This is a genomic window from Streptomyces lycii (assembly GCF_009735685.1).
GTDB classification, from domain to species: Bacteria; Actinomycetota; Actinomycetes; order Streptomycetales; family Streptomycetaceae; genus Streptomyces; species Streptomyces lycii.
Window position 1 is genome coordinate 16,686 of the sequence record NZ_WHPN01000308.1, and the last position, 14,146, is coordinate 30,831.

At 71.2% G+C, this 14,146-nt stretch carries 11 protein-coding genes and 1 pseudogene; 5 read left to right on the forward strand and 7 right to left on the reverse strand.

Annotated features, from left to right (window positions below):
* Positions 1 to 232 precede the first annotated feature (232 nt).
* The 3 genes from nth to GCU69_RS18610 are packed head-to-tail and all read left to right on the forward strand — an operon-like array spanning position 233 to position 2,994.
* Complete coding sequence (gene nth, locus GCU69_RS18600; protein ID WP_235978555.1) at positions 233 to 1,048, forward strand: endonuclease III; 816 nt, start codon at positions 233 to 235, stop codon at positions 1,046 to 1,048.
* A complete protein-coding gene (locus tag GCU69_RS18605) occupies positions 1,045 to 1,782 on the forward strand; it encodes an NUDIX hydrolase (protein WP_156206675.1) in 738 nt (245 codons plus the stop codon). Before nth ends, GCU69_RS18605 begins: the two co-directional genes overlap by 4 nt.
* A gap of 12 nt (positions 1,783 to 1,794) precedes the next feature.
* Positions 1,795 to 2,994 (forward strand): MarP family serine protease, encoded by a 1,200-nt coding sequence (locus GCU69_RS18610; RefSeq protein ID WP_098752653.1) that lies wholly within the window; start codon positions 1,795 to 1,797, stop codon positions 2,992 to 2,994.
* Positions 2,995 to 3,056: 62 nt separating this feature from the next.
* On the opposite strand, the gene GCU69_RS18615 is transcribed toward GCU69_RS18610, so the two are convergent.
* From GCU69_RS18615 to acs, 5 genes are all read right to left on the reverse strand, one after another.
* Positions 3,057 to 3,272 carry a hypothetical protein gene (locus GCU69_RS18615; protein ID WP_098752652.1) on the reverse strand — a complete coding sequence of 72 codons (216 nt, stop codon included), beginning with the start codon at positions 3,270 to 3,272 and terminating at the stop codon, positions 3,057 to 3,059.
* Positions 3,273 to 3,387: 115 nt separating this feature from the next.
* Positions 3,388 to 4,314: an alpha/beta fold hydrolase gene (locus GCU69_RS18620; RefSeq protein WP_156206676.1), complete on the reverse strand. Its 927-nt coding sequence runs from the start codon at positions 4,312 to 4,314 to the stop codon at positions 3,388 to 3,390.
* Positions 4,311 to 4,781: a phage holin family protein gene (locus GCU69_RS18625; RefSeq protein WP_098752650.1), complete on the reverse strand. Its 471-nt coding sequence runs from the start codon at positions 4,779 to 4,781 to the stop codon at positions 4,311 to 4,313. Before GCU69_RS18625 ends, GCU69_RS18620 begins: the two co-directional genes overlap by 4 nt.
* 85 nt (positions 4,782 to 4,866) lie before the next feature.
* On the reverse strand, positions 4,867 to 6,285 hold the full coding sequence (nhaA, locus tag GCU69_RS18630) for a Na+/H+ antiporter NhaA (RefSeq protein ID WP_176604602.1): 1,419 nt from the start codon (positions 6,283 to 6,285) through the stop codon (positions 4,867 to 4,869).
* A gap of 172 nt (positions 6,286 to 6,457) precedes the next feature.
* Complete coding sequence (gene acs, locus GCU69_RS18635; RefSeq protein WP_098752648.1) at positions 6,458 to 8,419, reverse strand: acetate--CoA ligase; 1,962 nt, start codon at positions 8,417 to 8,419, stop codon at positions 6,458 to 6,460.
* A 533-nt stretch (positions 8,420 to 8,952) separates the two neighbouring features.
* Between acs and GCU69_RS18640 the strand changes: the two are divergent.
* Positions 8,953 to 10,197 (forward strand): annotated as a pseudogene (locus GCU69_RS18640) (hypothetical protein); the annotation flags it as partial.
* Positions 10,198 to 10,543: 346 nt separating this feature from the next.
* Here GCU69_RS18640 and GCU69_RS18645 read toward each other — a convergent pair.
* The gene (locus GCU69_RS18645) at positions 10,544 to 11,539 is read right to left on the reverse strand and encodes an ATP-binding protein (RefSeq protein ID WP_098752667.1); all 996 of its coding nucleotides are present in this window, start codon (positions 11,537 to 11,539) and stop codon (positions 10,544 to 10,546) included.
* Positions 11,540 to 11,649: 110 nt separating this feature from the next.
* On the opposite strand from GCU69_RS18645, the gene GCU69_RS18650 reads away from it, so the two are divergent.
* Complete coding sequence (locus tag GCU69_RS18650) at positions 11,650 to 12,471, forward strand: Fic family protein (protein ID WP_098752647.1); 822 nt, start codon at positions 11,650 to 11,652, stop codon at positions 12,469 to 12,471.
* Positions 12,472 to 12,894: 423 nt separating this feature from the next.
* Here GCU69_RS18650 and GCU69_RS18655 read toward each other — a convergent pair whose 3' ends face one another.
* Complete coding sequence (locus GCU69_RS18655; RefSeq protein WP_156206677.1) at positions 12,895 to 13,776, reverse strand: HAD-IB family hydrolase; 882 nt, start codon at positions 13,774 to 13,776, stop codon at positions 12,895 to 12,897.
* Positions 13,777 to 14,146 lie beyond the last annotated feature (370 nt).

Sequence of the window (14,146 nt, forward strand, 5' to 3'; positions counted from 1 at the left end):
CATGCTCAGAGGACCGTGGTCCCCATGATGCCGGACGGTGAAACGGTGTGATCAAACACAAGTGTGGCGCATCGTTGCCGCGAGCCATACGGCAGGGGGCCGATTGGGGTGGTGATTCTTTGCGGCCGGGGCGGATGTCGGCGCCGGGCCGTAGGCTGTCCGGGTGTCCGATACGCCGCCGCGACCACAGGATAAGGGGGCCGGAAGGGTGACCGAGGCCCGTAATTCCGCTGTGGGCGAACACGCGCCCGCGAAAAAGGCGAAAGCCGCGAATGGCGCCAAGCCGGAGTCGCGACTGGCCCTGGTCCGCCGCGCCCGGCGGATCAATCGCGAGCTCGCCGAGGTCTATCCGTACGCCCATCCGGAGCTGGACTTCGAGAACCCCTTCCAGCTCCTGGTCGCCACGGTGCTGTCCGCCCAGACCACCGACCTCAGGGTCAACCAGACCACCCCCGGACTCTTCGCGGCCTACCCGACACCGGAGGAAATGGCCGCGGCCGTTCCGGAGGAGCTGGAGGAGATCATCCGGCCCACCGGTTTCTTCCGCGCCAAGGCGAAGTCGCTGCTGGGACTCTCCGCGGCGCTGCGGGACCGCTTCGACGGCGAGGTCCCCGGCCGGCTGGAGGACCTGGTGTCGCTGCCCGGCGTCGGCCGCAAGACCGCGAACGTCGTCCTGGGGAATGCCTTCGGCGTCCCGGGCGTCACCGTCGACACCCACTTCGGGCGGCTGGTGCGCCGCTGGAAGTGGACGGAGCAGGAGGACCCCGAGAAGGTCGAGGCCGAGGTCACGGCCCTCTTCCCGAAGAGCGACTGGACGATGCTGTCGCACCGCGTGATCTTCCACGGCCGGCGCATCTGCCACGCCCGCAAGCCGGCCTGCGGCGCCTGCCCGATCGCGCCGCTCTGCCCGGCGTACGGAGAGGGCGAGACCGACCCGGACAAGGCCCGCAAGCTGCTGAAGTACGAGATGGCCGGCCGGCCGGGCCAGCGGCTGAGCCCGCCCCCGGACTACCCCGGCAAGCCCGCGCCGCCGCTGGGGGCCGGGTGACGGGCCGGGGACGCACCTGCGAGGGCGCCCCCGGGGACGCCGCCAGAGGGCCGGCGGGCGACGCCGGCGGCGCGCCGGAGGTGACCGCCGGGGGCCTGCCCGGCTGGCTTGAGCCGGTGGCCCGCGCCGCGCGCACCCTGCGCCCGGGGCAGCTGAGCCGGTTCCTGCCGCCCGAGTCCGGCGGGCGCCCGTCCGCCGTGCTGGTTCTCTTCGGCGACGGCCCGGAGGGACCCGAGCTGCTGCTGATGGAGCGGTCCAGCAGCCTCCGCTCCCACGCCGGCCAGCCCTCCTTCCCGGGCGGTGCGCTCGACCCCGAGGACGGTGACCCGCGGGGCGCCGGTCCGCTGCGGGCGGCGCTGCGCGAGGCGCGGGAGGAGACCGGGCTCGATCCGGACGGGGTGCAGGTGTTCGGGGTGCTGCCGAAGCTGTACATCCCGGTGAGCGGCTTCGTGGTGACGCCGGTGCTCGGCTGGTGGCGGGAGCCGTCGCCGGTCTCCCCGGTCGACCCCGCGGAGACGGCCCGGGTGTTCACCGTTCCGGTGGCCGACCTCACCGATCCGGCCAACCGCGTGACGGCCGTCCACCCGAGCGGCCACCACGGTCCGGCCTTCCTCGTCCGCTCCGCCCTGGTCTGGGGTTTCACGGCGGGCGTGATCGACCGGATCCTGCACCACGCGGGCTGGGAGCGCCCCTGGGACCGTTCGAAGCAAGTCACTCTCGACCGGCGCGCGTGAGACGGTGTCCCGGTGAATGTGCTGGACATCCTTCTGCTGCTGGCCGCCGTGTGGTTCGCGATCGTCGGGTACCGCCAGGGCTTCGTCGTCGGCATCCTGTCGGTCGTCGGGTTCCTCGGCGGCGGACTCGTCGCCGTCTATCTGCTGCCCGTCATCTGGGACCGGGCCACCGACAACGCCTCGCCCGGCACCGCGGCCGCGGTCGCGGCGGTCGTGGTCGTCATCGTCTGCGCGTCGATCGGCCAGGCCTTCACCACCCACCTCGGCAACAAGCTGCGCGGGCACATCACCTGGTCACCGGCCAGAGCCCTGGACGCGACCGGCGGCGCGCTGGTCAACGTCGTGGCCATGCTCCTGGTCGCCTGGCTGATCGGCTCCGCGCTGGCCGGCACCTCGCTGCCCACCCTGGGCAAGGAGGTGCGCAACTCCAAGGTGCTCCTCGGTGTCTCCCGGGTGATCCCGGAGGAGGCCAACACCTGGTTCGCCGACTTCGGTTCGGTGCTCGCGCAGAACGGATTCCCGCAGGTCTTCAGCCCGTTCTCGAACGAGCCGATCACCTCCGTCGAGCCCCCCGACCCGGCGCTGGCCAACAGCCCGGTCGCCGCCCGCGCGAAGCGCAGCATCGTCAAGGTCGTCGGCACCGCGCCCTCCTGCGGCAAGGTCCTGGAGGGCACCGGCTTCGTCTTCGAACGCAACCGGGTCATGACCAACGCCCATGTCGTCGGCGGCGTCGACGAGCCGACCGTGCAGATCGGCGGCGAGGGCCGGCTCTACGACGCGACCGTCGTCCTCTACGACTGGGAGCGCGACATCGCCGTCCTCGACGTGCCCGGGCTGCCGGCGCCCGCGCTGGAATTCGCCGAGGGCGACGCGCACAGCAGCGACAGCGCCATCGTCGCGGGCTTCCCGGAGAACGGCGACTTCGACGTGCGCGCGGCGCGCGTCCGGGGCCGTATCCAGGCCAACGGTCCCGACATCTACCACCGCGGCACGGTCAGCCGCGATGTGTACTCCCTCTTCGCGACGGTCCGCCAGGGCAATTCGGGCGGGCCGCTGCTCACCCCCGAGGGCGAGGTCTACGGCGTGATCTTCGCCAAGTCCCTCGAGGACTCCGACACCGGATACGCCCTGACGGCGGACGAGGTCCGCGAGGACATCCGGCGTGGCGAGGCGGCGCGGAGCCCGGTCGACAGCCAAGGGTGCGCGCTCTGAGCGGGCCCTCGGGGACGGCCGCGGCGGCGTCGGCGGAACCGGCGGTCATGGCCGGCGCGCCGTCAGTCGCGCGGATGCCGCAGCCGCGCCGACACCCAGCGGGCGCGGCGGCCGATGATGCGCGGAATGCCGAGGGCCTGGGGCTCGATACGGCAGTCCAGGGCCGTATCCTCGGCCCGTTCGGAGGATCCGGGGGCGACCACCCCCTGCGGGGTGCTCCGCACCATGGCGGAGCGGCGATTACGAGACACGTCACGGTAGTCGTGCGTCCAACCCATATCCGGTCTCTGCCCTCGGCGCGGCGGGGGTAACCGCCTCCCGGAGGACCAGTTGGCCTATGCGCCCGGCAAAAACCGTGCGTGTGACAAGCGGCCCGCCGGTCATCCGTCCGCCCTAGCGGTCGGGCTCCGGGTCCTTGAGCCAGTTGACCAGCTCGTTCGAGAAAGCCACCGGGTCCTCCTCGTGCGGGAAGTGCCCCAGACCGTCGAACAGCCGCCAGCGGTACGGCGCTTCGACGTACTCCCCGGAACCGGCGGCGCTCCGGGTCCGCATCACCGGATCGAGTGAGCCGTGCAGATGCAGCGTCGGCACCCGGACCGGCCGCTTCATCCGCCGGTTGAACTGGAAGCCGTCCGGCCGCGCCAGCGACCGCACCAGCCAGCGATACGGCTCGATCGAGCAGTGCGCGGTCGACGGGATCGACATCGCCCGGCGGTACACGTCCACCTCGTCGTCCTCGGGCAGCCGGGGACCGGACCACTCGCGGATCAGCCGGCCCACCAACGCCGCCTCGTCCGCGACCAGCTGACGCTCCGGCAGCCACGGCCGCTGGAATCCCCAGATGTACGAACCGGCCCGGCTCTGCCGGACGTCCCCCACCATCGCCGAGCGCCAGCGCCGCGGATGCGGCATCGAGGCGACGGCCAGCCGGCGCACCAGCTTCGGCCGCATCGCCGCGGCCGTCCACGCCAGATAACCGCCGAGGTCGTGCCCGACGAGAGCCGCGTCCGGTTCGCCGAGGGAACGGATCACCCCGGTGACGTCGAGGGCCAGGTTCGCCGGGTCGTAACCGCGCGGGGTGCGGTCGCTGCCGCCGACGCCGCGCAGGTCCATCGCGACGGCGCGGTAACCGGCATCGGCGAGCGCGGTGAGCTGGTGCCGCCAGGTCCACCAGAACTGGGGGAACCCGTGCAGCAGCAGGACCAGCGGTCCGTCACCGGCCTCGGTGATGTGGAAGCGGGCACCGTTCGCGGTGACGTCCCGATGGGTCCACGGTCCGCCGATCCTGACGGCCGGTGCGGGGATCTCGGGAGCGGTCATACCGCAGAGCGTGTCACACTCTTCCGCTCCGGCGCGCCGTCCGGGGCGGCCGCGGGCGCGGGGCGCGGGTGCGGCTTGGCCTTCTGGAGCACGGCCGCCGACTGGCGGGCGGAGGCCATGCTCCGCTCCGGCTTCTTGACCTTCTTGAACTTGGCGACGGCGAAGAGTCCGAGCAGCGCCGCGAGGAGCAGATAGGCACAGCCGACGATCAGGAAGGACCAGGCGAGGCCGAGCCCGAGGTTGTGGATGCCGTAAGCGGCGGCGAAGCTCAGCACGGGGAGCGCGAAGAGGGCGAGGATTCCCGCCGCCGTGATCGCGCCGCCGCCGATGCCCGCGCGCTTGACGTCCTGCCGCAGCTCCGCCTTGGCCAGCGCGATCTCGTCGTGCACGAGCGCGGACAGCTCGGTGGTCGCCTCGGCGACCAGCTGCCCGAGGCTGCGGTTGCCGTCCTGTTCCACTGCGCTCATCGCTACATCCCTCATCTCGTTGCCGGGGGCGGCCGCCTGCCGGGCAGCCGGGCCTGCCCCCGACGGTTGCTCGCGTTGCCTCAGATCATGCCGGACCGTCTTTCTTTCCGCTCCGAGCGGCGGTCACTTCGGCAAGCCGCCGGTGCTCCGCGGCCCGGGCCTCCAGCCGCTCGGCCATCCGCAGATGGTAGGCGGGGTCATCCTGCTCATATATGTCAGGAATGCCGGACTCATCCTCGTCGCGGTTCTCCTCCTCGTACAGCTTCTTGTACTTGTCGTTGCGAAGCTTGAGCAGGACGCCCGCCACGACGGCGGAGATGACCGACCCCATCAGCACGGCGGCCTTGACCTCGTCGGCCAGCTGCGGCTGGTCGGGGAACGCCAGCTCGCCGATGAGCAGCGACACGGTGAAGCCGATGCCCGCGAGCGCCGAGACGGCCAGCAGGTCGGCCCAGCGCATCTCCTCGTTCAGCTGTGCCTTGGTGAAGCGGACGGCCAGCCAGGAGCCGCCGAACACGCCGACGACCTTGCCCAGGAAGAGGCCGAGGACCACCCCGAGCGGTTCCGGGCGGGTGAAGACGTCGGCGATGGCACCGCCGGAGACCCCGACTCCGGCCGCGAAGAGGGCGAAGAGCGGTACGGCGACCCCGGCGGACAGCGGGCGGACCAGGTGCTCGATGTGCTCGGCCGGGGAGTGGTCCTCACCCTCCCGGACGGTGCAGCGCAGCAGCAGGCCCATCGCGACACCGGCCACGGTGGCGTGCACACCACCGGCGTGCACCAGGGCCCAGATGACGGCGGCCAGCGGCACGTACACGTACCAGCCGCGGACGTTGTTGCGGTGCAGGAACCAGAAGAGCAGCAGCCCGGCGGCCGCCAGGCCGAGCGCGGGCAAATTGATGTCGGTGGTGAAGAACAGCGCGATGATCAGGATCGCGCCCAGGTCGTCGACGATGGCCAGCGTCAGCAGGAACGCCCGCAGGGCGGACGGCAGCGAGGTGCCGATCACCGCGAGGACAGCGAGCGCGAAGGCGATGTCGGTGGCGGTGGGCACGGCCCAGCCGGACAGGCTGCCACCGCCGGTCGTGTTCACGGCGACGTAGAAGAGGGCGGGCGCGACCATGCCGCAGACGGCGGCGATCATGGGGAGGGCGGCGGCCCTGGGGTCGCGCAGCTCACCCGCGACCAGTTCGCGCTTCAGCTCTATGCCGGCGACGAAGAAGAAGATCGTCAGCAGGCCGTCCTTGGCCCAGTCGGCGATCGACAGGTGCAGATGCAGCGACTCGGGGCCCAGCTCGAAGTCGCGGACCGTCTCGTAGAAGCCGCTGAGCGGGGTGTTCGCCATGACCAGGGCGACGATGGCGGCGATCAGCAGCAGGATGCCGCCGACGGTCTCGGTCCGCAGGGCGTCGGTGACGTACGTCCGCTCCGGGAGCGGCAGCCGGCCGAGGAATTTGCGGTTCTGGGGCGTGGCCAAGGGAGGACCTCCGGTCGCTGACGTCATGGACCGCCGCAGCCATGGTTCTCATGGCACGTTGGCGCGGCCGCCGACCAGACTTCCCGGCACACCCTGAATGATTATCGCGTTGATCCGCGGTGACCAGCCTACCTGCCCGACGGCAGCGACGCCCCCGGGGCTTTTCCGGAGGCGTCGCTGTACGGCTCGTGCGGCGGGGTCAGTCCTCGGAGGACGCGCTCGGCAGCTTGCTCTGGATGAGCTCCATCACCGAGGAGTCGGTCAGCGTCGTGACGTCACCGAGGGTGCGGTTCTCCGCGACGTCCCGCAGCAGCCGGCGCATGATCTTGCCCGAACGGGTCTTCGGCAGCTCGGCGACCGGCAGGATCCGCTTCGGCTTGGCGATCGGCCCGAGCTGCTTCGCGACATGCGCCCGCAGCTCGTCCACCAGGCCCTCGTCCTCGGAGGCCGTGCCGCGCAGGATGACGAAGGCGCAGATGGCCTGGGTCGTCTGCGGGTCGGTCGCGCCGACGACGGCCGCCTCGGCGACCTTCGGGTGCGAGACGAGCGCCGACTCGACCTCGGTGGTCGAGATGTTGTGCCCGGACACCAGCATGACGTCGTCGACCCGGCCGAGCAGCCAGATGTCGCCGTCGTCGTCCTTCTTCGCACCGTCGCCCGCGAAGTACTTCTTGTCGAAGCGCGACCAGTAGGTGTCGAGATAGCGCTGGTCGTCGCCCCAGATGGTGCGGAGCATCGACGGCCACGGCTCGGTGAGGACCAGATAACCGCCGCCGCCGTCGGGCACCTCGTTGGCGTCGTCGTCGATGACGGTGGCCGAGATGCCGGGCAGCGGCACCTGGGCCGAGCCGGGCTTGGTGGCGGTGACACCCGGCAGCGGGCTGATCATGATGCCGCCGGTCTCCGTCTGCCACCAGGTGTCGACGACCGGGGTGCGGTCGGCGCCGATGTGCTTGCGGTACCAGATCCAGGCCTCGGGGTTGATCGGCTCGCCGACCGAGCCGAGGATGCGCAGCGAGGACAGGTCGAACTTCGCCGGGATGTCGTCGCCCCACTTCATGCAGGCGCGGATCGCCGTCGGCGCGGTGTAGAGGATCGTGACGCCGTACTTCTGCACGACCTCCCACCAGCGGCCCTGGTGCGGGGTGTCGGGCGTGCCCTCGTAGAGCACCTCCGTCGCGCCGTTGGCCAGCGGGCCGTAGACGATGTAGGAGTGGCCGGTGACCCAGCCGACGTCCGCGGTGCACCAGTAGACGTCGGACTCGGGCTTCAGGTCGAAGACGGCGCTGTGGGTGTACGCGACCTGGGTGAGGTAGCCGCCGGTGGTGTGCAGGATGCCCTTCGGCTTACCGGTGGTGCCCGAGGTGTAGAGGATGAAGAGCGGGTGCTCGGCGTCGAAGGCCTCGGGGGTGTGCTGGTCGGACTGGCGGTCCACCAGCTCGTGCCACCAGACGTCGCGGCCGTCGTTCCAGGCGGTGTCCTGGCCGGTGCGGCGGACGACGAGGACACTGCGGACGTTCTCCGTGCCGGGACGGGTCAGCGCCTCGTCGACCGCCGGCTTGAGCGCGGAGGGCTTGCCGCGGCGGTAGCCGCCGTCGGACGTGATGACGACGCGGGCGTCCGCGTCCTCGATACGGGTCGCCAGCGCGTCGGCCGAGAAGCCGCCGAACACCAGGGAATGGGGCGCGCCGATGCGGGCGCAGGCCAGCATGGCGATGACGGCCTCGGGGATCATCGGGAGGTAGATCGCGACCCGGTCGCCGGCCTGGACACCCAGCTCGAGCAGGGCGTTCGCGGCCTTGGAGACCTCGCGCTGCAGCTCGGCGTAGGTGATCGCGCGGGTGTCGCCGGGCTCGCCCTCGAAGTGGACGGCGACGCGGTCGCCGTGACCGGCCTCGACATGCCGGTCGACACAGTTGTACGCGACGTTGAGCTTGCCGTCCGCGAACCACTTCGCGAAGGGCGGATTGCTCCAGTCGAGGGTCTGGGTGGGCTCGGTGGCCCAGGTCAGGCGCCGGGCCTGCTCGGCCCAGAAGCCCAGCCGGTCCGCCCTGGCTTGTTCGTACGCCTCCGCGGTGACGTTGGCGTTGGCCGCCAAGTCGGCGGGCGGCTCGAACCGCCTTTCCTCTTTGAGCAGATTGGCCAGGCTCTCGTTGCTCACGACTTCTCCCATTCTCAGGGTGTCCGTAGTGTCCCGAGCGGTAGCTCATCAGGCCGCGGCGCACCCTGACAAGGGTTTGTCTGCAATGGTTTAGACCTCTGGGTGCGGAGTCATGTGCAGCTCAAGGCGTGGGGAGCGCCCGCGTCGGGTTGGACCGGGACGAACACCGGAACCGGTCCGTGTTGCAGAACATATGCCTGAGCCTCCGGCATATGAAAGTAGTGCCGCGCAGTTCAGGGGAATTGTCGGCCGCCCGGCGGGTGGCGGACGGCCGCGGGCGGGCTCCGAAAGGCTTCCCCGGCGGCTCCCGGCCGCGTCGCCGGCCGGTCGTCGGCTGCTGTGACGCTGGTCACGCCGGGCCCGTGGTGCGGCCGGTGCGGGCGGCGGCTCGGGCATCGGTGAGCCGGTAGCTGCTCTCTTGGGGTGAACGAGTCGGATCGTCGGCTTGTCGTACTTATTTCTCCTTTGTCCCGTGCGACGTTGGCCGCGCTGTGTCGGCAGCGCTCCCCGGGCAGAGGAAAGTAGGTGGGCCGATGGCCACCGCATGGAGAGTGACCACAGGAACCGTCGTCGCGCTCGCGGCACTGGCCGTCGCCGGCTGCTCGGCCTCCACCGAGCGGCCCTCGGACGACGCGGAGCGCCAGGCCGCCGCCGGACCGGTGAAGCTGATCGGGGACGGCTCCACCGCGTACACGGGACGCCAGCCGCACCAGCCCGCGCCGAAGAAGCTCAAGTCCGGCCAGCCGCCGCCGCAGTTCGTGGTGTTCTCCTGGGACGGCGCCGGGGAGGACAGCCAGCGGCTGTTCTCCCACTTCCGCGAGGTGGGCCGGGAGTACGACGCGAAGATGACGTACTTCCTCAGCGGCGTCTATCTCCTGCCGGAGCGCGAACGGGAACGCTACAAGCCGCCGAGACACGCCCCGGGCTCCTCGGACATCGGCTTCAACAACGAGAAGGGGATCAAGGACACCCTGGAGCAGATCCGTGCCGCCTGGCTGGAGGGAAACGAGATCGGCACCCACTTCAACGGCCACTTCTGCGGCCCGGACGGCGTCGGCACCTGGACCACCGAGGAGTGGAAGAGCGAGATCCGGCAGGCCGAGCGTTTTGTGAAGAGCTGGAAGACCGCGACCGGCTTCGAGGACGCGCAGCCGCTCCCGTTCGACTACGGCCAGGAACTCGTCGGCGGCCGGGCGCCCTGCCTGCAAGGGCAGAAGAACCTGATCCCGGCGGCCAAGGCCATGGGCTTCCGGTACGACGCCAGCTCCGCCGGCGGCCGGCAGGTCTGGCCGTCCAAGATCGACGGAATCTGGGACTTCCCGCTCCAGCAGATCCCGATGCCCGGCCGCGGTTTCGAGACGCTGGCCATGGACTACAACTTCCTGGCCAACCAGTCCGGCACGGTCAAGGGCGACCCGGCCAAGCACGCCCTCTGGGGCCAGCAGATGCGGGACGGCATGGTGCAGGCGTTCGAGCGCGCCTATACGGGGAACCGGGCGCCCCTCTTCATCGGCAACCACTTCGAGTCCTGGAACGGCGGCACCTATATGCGCGCCGTCGAGGACACCATCAAGACGGTCTGCCCCCGGGAGGGCGTCCGCTGCGTGACCTTCAAGCAGCTGGCGGACTGGCTGGACGCCCAGGATCCGAAGGTGCTGGACAGGCTGCGCACGCTGGACGTCGGCGAGCGGCCGGCGCAGGGCTGGGACGCGCTGCTGGACGGCCGCCCGGCCGAGCCGTCTCCCGCGCCCTCACCGCCGGTCCGGGCGGGGGACGCGGCGAACGGTGACGCGGGGAACGGTGACGCGGGGAACGCAGGCGCGGGGAACGCAGGCGCGGCGAACGAGGATGCGGGGAACGGCGGCGCCGGGAACGGCGACGCGGGGAACGGCGGCGCCGGGAACGCAGGCACGGCGAGTGGCGACGCGGCGGACGGGGATGGCGGGAACTCCCGGGGCCCCGGGAACTCCGAGGATGCCGGGGGCTCCGGGAACTCCCGGGGCTCCGGGGACTCCGGTGACGGAGGCGCGGCGGGCGCGGACGAGCCGGGCCGGGGCGAGCCGGGCCGGGATGTGCCCGGCGGCCGGGATGTGCCCGGCCGGGACGTGCGGGCCGCCGCGCCGGTCAGGCCGGCTGCCGGATAGCGGCGCGGCGCTCGTCGAGGACGAAGGCGGGGTCGACCTGAGCGGCCAGGTCGGCCCCCGTCCTCGCGTTGCCCCAGCTCTCCGCGTTCTTCACATGGAAGTGCACCATCTGCCGGGTGTAGCGGACGGGGTCGCGCCGTTCGTACGCCGCGTCCGCCGTCTCGTGCAGGTCCCGCAGCGCGCTCCGGGCGGTGGCCTCCAGCGTGTCGAAGCCCGGTGAGCGGCCCTTCTCCATCGCGCGCACCCAGTCGGAGTGGCCGAACGCCACGAGCAGGTCGTCCCCCGCCGCCTCGCGCAGGAAGGCGAGGTCGTCCGGCCCCTGCACCTTGTTGCCGACCACGCGCAGCGCGACGTCGTAGTCCCGGGCGTACTCCTTGTACTGGCGGTAGACGGCGACGCCCTTCCGGGTCGGCTCGGCCACCAGGAAGGTCATGTCGAAGCGGGTGAACATGCCGGAGGCGAACGAGTCGGACCCGGCCGTCATGTCGACGACGACGTACTCGTCGCGGCCGTCGGCGAGATGGTTCAGGCAGAGCTCCACCGCGCCGGTCTTGGAGTGGTAGCACGCCACGCCGAGGTCGGCCTCCGTGAACGGCCCCGTGACCATCAGCCGCGCGGTGCCCGCGTTCCCGTCGAGGTGTACCGGGCGGGCGCAGGCGTCGAAGACCGGGTTGTCCTCCGCCAGCCGCAGCAGCCGGGAGCCCTCGCCCGGCGGTGTCGTCTTGATCATCGACTCGGCCGACGCGATGCGCGGATTGGTGCCGCGCAGATATTCCTTGATCAGCGGGAGCCGGGCGCCCATGGCGGGGAGCGCCGCCGCCTCCGCGTCGTCCAGGCCGAGGGCCGGTGCCAGATGCTGGTTGATGTCGGCGTCGACGGCCAGGACGGGGACCTGCGCGGCGGCGAGATGACGGATGAACAGGGAGGACAGGGTCGTCTTGCCGCTGCCGCCCTTACCCACGAAAGCGATCTTCATGTTCACGAAGCGTATCCGCTCGGACCCGGGGAGTGAGGTCGCGGGCGGGTGTGCGTGAACAAGACCACTCGTACGAGAGCAGGTGCGGGTGAGTGCGTAGGGTCGTGCTCATGCGTACGAACACCGATCCGCTCGCCGCCCTCGGGACCCTGCCGGGCGTCGCCGACTCCGTGGACTCCGTACGGAAGGCCGTGGACCGCGTCTACGGCCACCGGGTGATGCGCCGCCGGAGCAACGAGGTGACGTCCGAGGCGGCGCTGCGCGGCGCGCGGGGGTCCGCGGCGCTGTCCGGTGCCGACTGGGCGCTGGAGGAGGTGCGCCGCCGCAGCGACTTCAGCGGTGGCGGTGAGCCGCAGACCGTGGGGGCGGCCCTGCGGCTGACCGCCGAGGCGGGGCAACTGCTCGGGGTGTGGCGGCAGTCCCCGCTGCGGGTGCTGGCCCGGCTGCATCTGGTCGCGGCGGGCGGAGCGGCCCCGGAGGACTCGGTGGGCCGGCCGCGGCTCGCCGGTGAACCGGTCGACGAGCCCCTGGTGGCGCTGGAGCTGCCGTCCGCCGACGAGGTCGCCGGGCGGCTGGAAGGGCTGTCGGGGCTGCTGGTCACCGGGAGCGAGGCGCCGGCACTCGTGACGGCGGCGGTGGTGCACGGGGAACTGCTCGCCCTGCGGCCGTTCGGCTCGCACAACGGGCTGGTCGCGCGGACGGCGGAGCGGATCGTGCTGGTCGGCAGCGGGCTGGACCCCAAGGCGGTCTGCCCGTCCGAGGTGGGCCACGCCGAGCTGGGGCGCGAAACCTATCTGGAGGCGCTGAAGGGTTACGCGTCCGGTACGCCCGAGGGCGTCGCTGCGTGGATCGCGCACTGCGGACGGGCCGCCGAGCTGGGGGCGCGCGAGTCGACGGCGGTCTGCGAGGCGATGCAGCGCGGAGCGGCCTGACCGACGCTTCCTCCCGGCATCTTTCGGGGTGCCGGATCGTCGCGGGGGCGTCGCCGGACGGCCCACGCGCACCGGCTCCGGTACGGGGCCCGGGGATGGCGTTTGTCCTCCGGGCCCGCGGGGGGGGCAGAGAGGCACGAAAATGCGGCGGTACCGCGAGGTACCGCCGCTGGCACATCCGCCGGGTTACCAGTGCGTGCACGGTATCTGCCGATCAGGTCGGGTGCTTTGCCCGTTACCTGGTGCGGCTGGCCCGTAATCGACGGGTCGGCGTCGCGTGGGTTCCCGACGTCTGTGCATCCGGTCCGTGGGGCCTGTGCGTAACAGGAGGTCCGTTCGGACTTCCTCCGGTCTCGCGGGCCGTTAATTCCTTTGTACTCCCCCGAGGGGGCCGGCGGAAGCCCCCGCCGCGGTTCTTTGCATTCACCCGCAAACCCGGGCATACGGCGTCCGGCGTCGGCCGGCGTACCAGACCAGGCCCGCGGTGGCGGCCGCGGCGCCCACCGCGACGGCGGCGGTGAGCAGCGGCTTGGCCCGGGCACTTCCCCGGCCGCCCCACGGGAAGGCGGACAGCGTGGGTGCGCGCTGCTTCAGGCGGACCGGGCGGTCGAAGGAGAGGGCCGGCCAGCCGCGGGCGGCCGCCTCCCGGCGCAGGGCGCGGTCGGGGTTGACGACGTGCGGGTGGCCGACGGTCTCCAGCATGGGTATGTCGGTGATCGAGTCGCTGTAGGCATAGCAGCGGTCGAGGTCGTAGCCCTCGCTCTCGGCCAGCTCGGCCACGGCCTCGGCCTTGGTGGGGCCGTAGGCGTAATACTCCACCTCGCCCGTGTAGCAGCCGTCGGCGACGACCATGCGGGTCGCGACCACGCGGTCCGCGCCCAGCAGCTCGCCGATCGGCTCGACGACTTCGGCGCCCGAGGTGCTGACGATGACGACGTCCCGCCCCGCGGCGTGGTGGTGCTGGATGAGCGACGCGGCCTCGTCGTAGATCAGCGGGTCGATCAGGTCGTGCAGGGTCTCGGCCACGATCTCCCGCACCTGCTGGACGTTCCAGCCGCGGCAGAGCGCCGAGAGGTACTCGCGCATCCGTTCCATCTGGTCGTGGTCGGCGCCGCCGAGCAGAAAAATGAACTGGGTGTACGCGGTCCGCAGGACGGCCCTGCGGTTGATGAGGCCGCCTCGGTAGAACGACTTGCTGAAGGCCAGCGTGCTTGACTTTGCAATGACGGTCTTGTCGAGGTCGAAGAAGGCAGCTGTGCGGGGCAAGGAGTGGTTTTCCACGAGGCGAGCATATGCGCCCACCATTCGGCGTAAGCTGTGGCGTGTGGGTTTGCCTGAGAAGGCTCTCGGGTACACCATGGAAGTCACGGATCGTTCGCGACCGTGCTAACCCGGTCCGACTCCTCCCCCCCCCCCCCGAGTCGGCCGTGGGGACGACCCCCGCTCTCCCCCCCGGCGGGGGTCGTCGCATGTCCGGACGCGTTTTCGCCGTCCTCATCGGTCTTCCTCCGCTCTCTCGTCCGCCAGGTCGCCGACGCCTCCTTCACTGTGATCTGTTACTCACAGTAATGAGAGTGATGCGGATGGAAGTCACCGGTTTAGGTGGCTGGGATATCCACAACTTGTGAGTTGTCCACAGATTTGAACCAAGATCCACATGATTTCCCGGATCGCT

What these genes read in the sequence shown, in the direction of transcription:
- GCU69_RS18650 (WP_098752647.1), top strand. Translation starts at nt 11,650, where the DNA reads ATGCGTACGAACACCGATCCGCTCGCCGCCCTCGGGACCCTGCCGGGC.
- nhaA (WP_176604602.1), bottom strand. Translation starts at nt 6,285, where the DNA reads ATGACGTCAGCGACCGGAGGTCCTCCCTTGGCCACGCCCCAGAACCGC.
- GCU69_RS18645 (WP_098752667.1), bottom strand. Translation starts at nt 11,539, where the DNA reads ATGAAGATCGCTTTCGTGGGTAAGGGCGGCAGCGGCAAGACGACCCTG.
- GCU69_RS18615 (WP_098752652.1), bottom strand. Translation starts at nt 3,272, where the DNA reads ATGGGTTGGACGCACGACTACCGTGACGTGTCTCGTAATCGCCGCTCC.
- GCU69_RS18655 (WP_156206677.1), bottom strand. Translation starts at nt 13,776, where the DNA reads ATGGTGGGCGCATATGCTCGCCTCGTGGAAAACCACTCCTTGCCCCGC.
- GCU69_RS18625 (WP_098752650.1), bottom strand. Translation starts at nt 4,781, where the DNA reads ATGAGCGCAGTGGAACAGGACGGCAACCGCAGCCTCGGGCAGCTGGTC.
- GCU69_RS18620 (WP_156206676.1), bottom strand. Translation starts at nt 4,314, where the DNA reads ATGACCGCTCCCGAGATCCCCGCACCGGCCGTCAGGATCGGCGGACCG.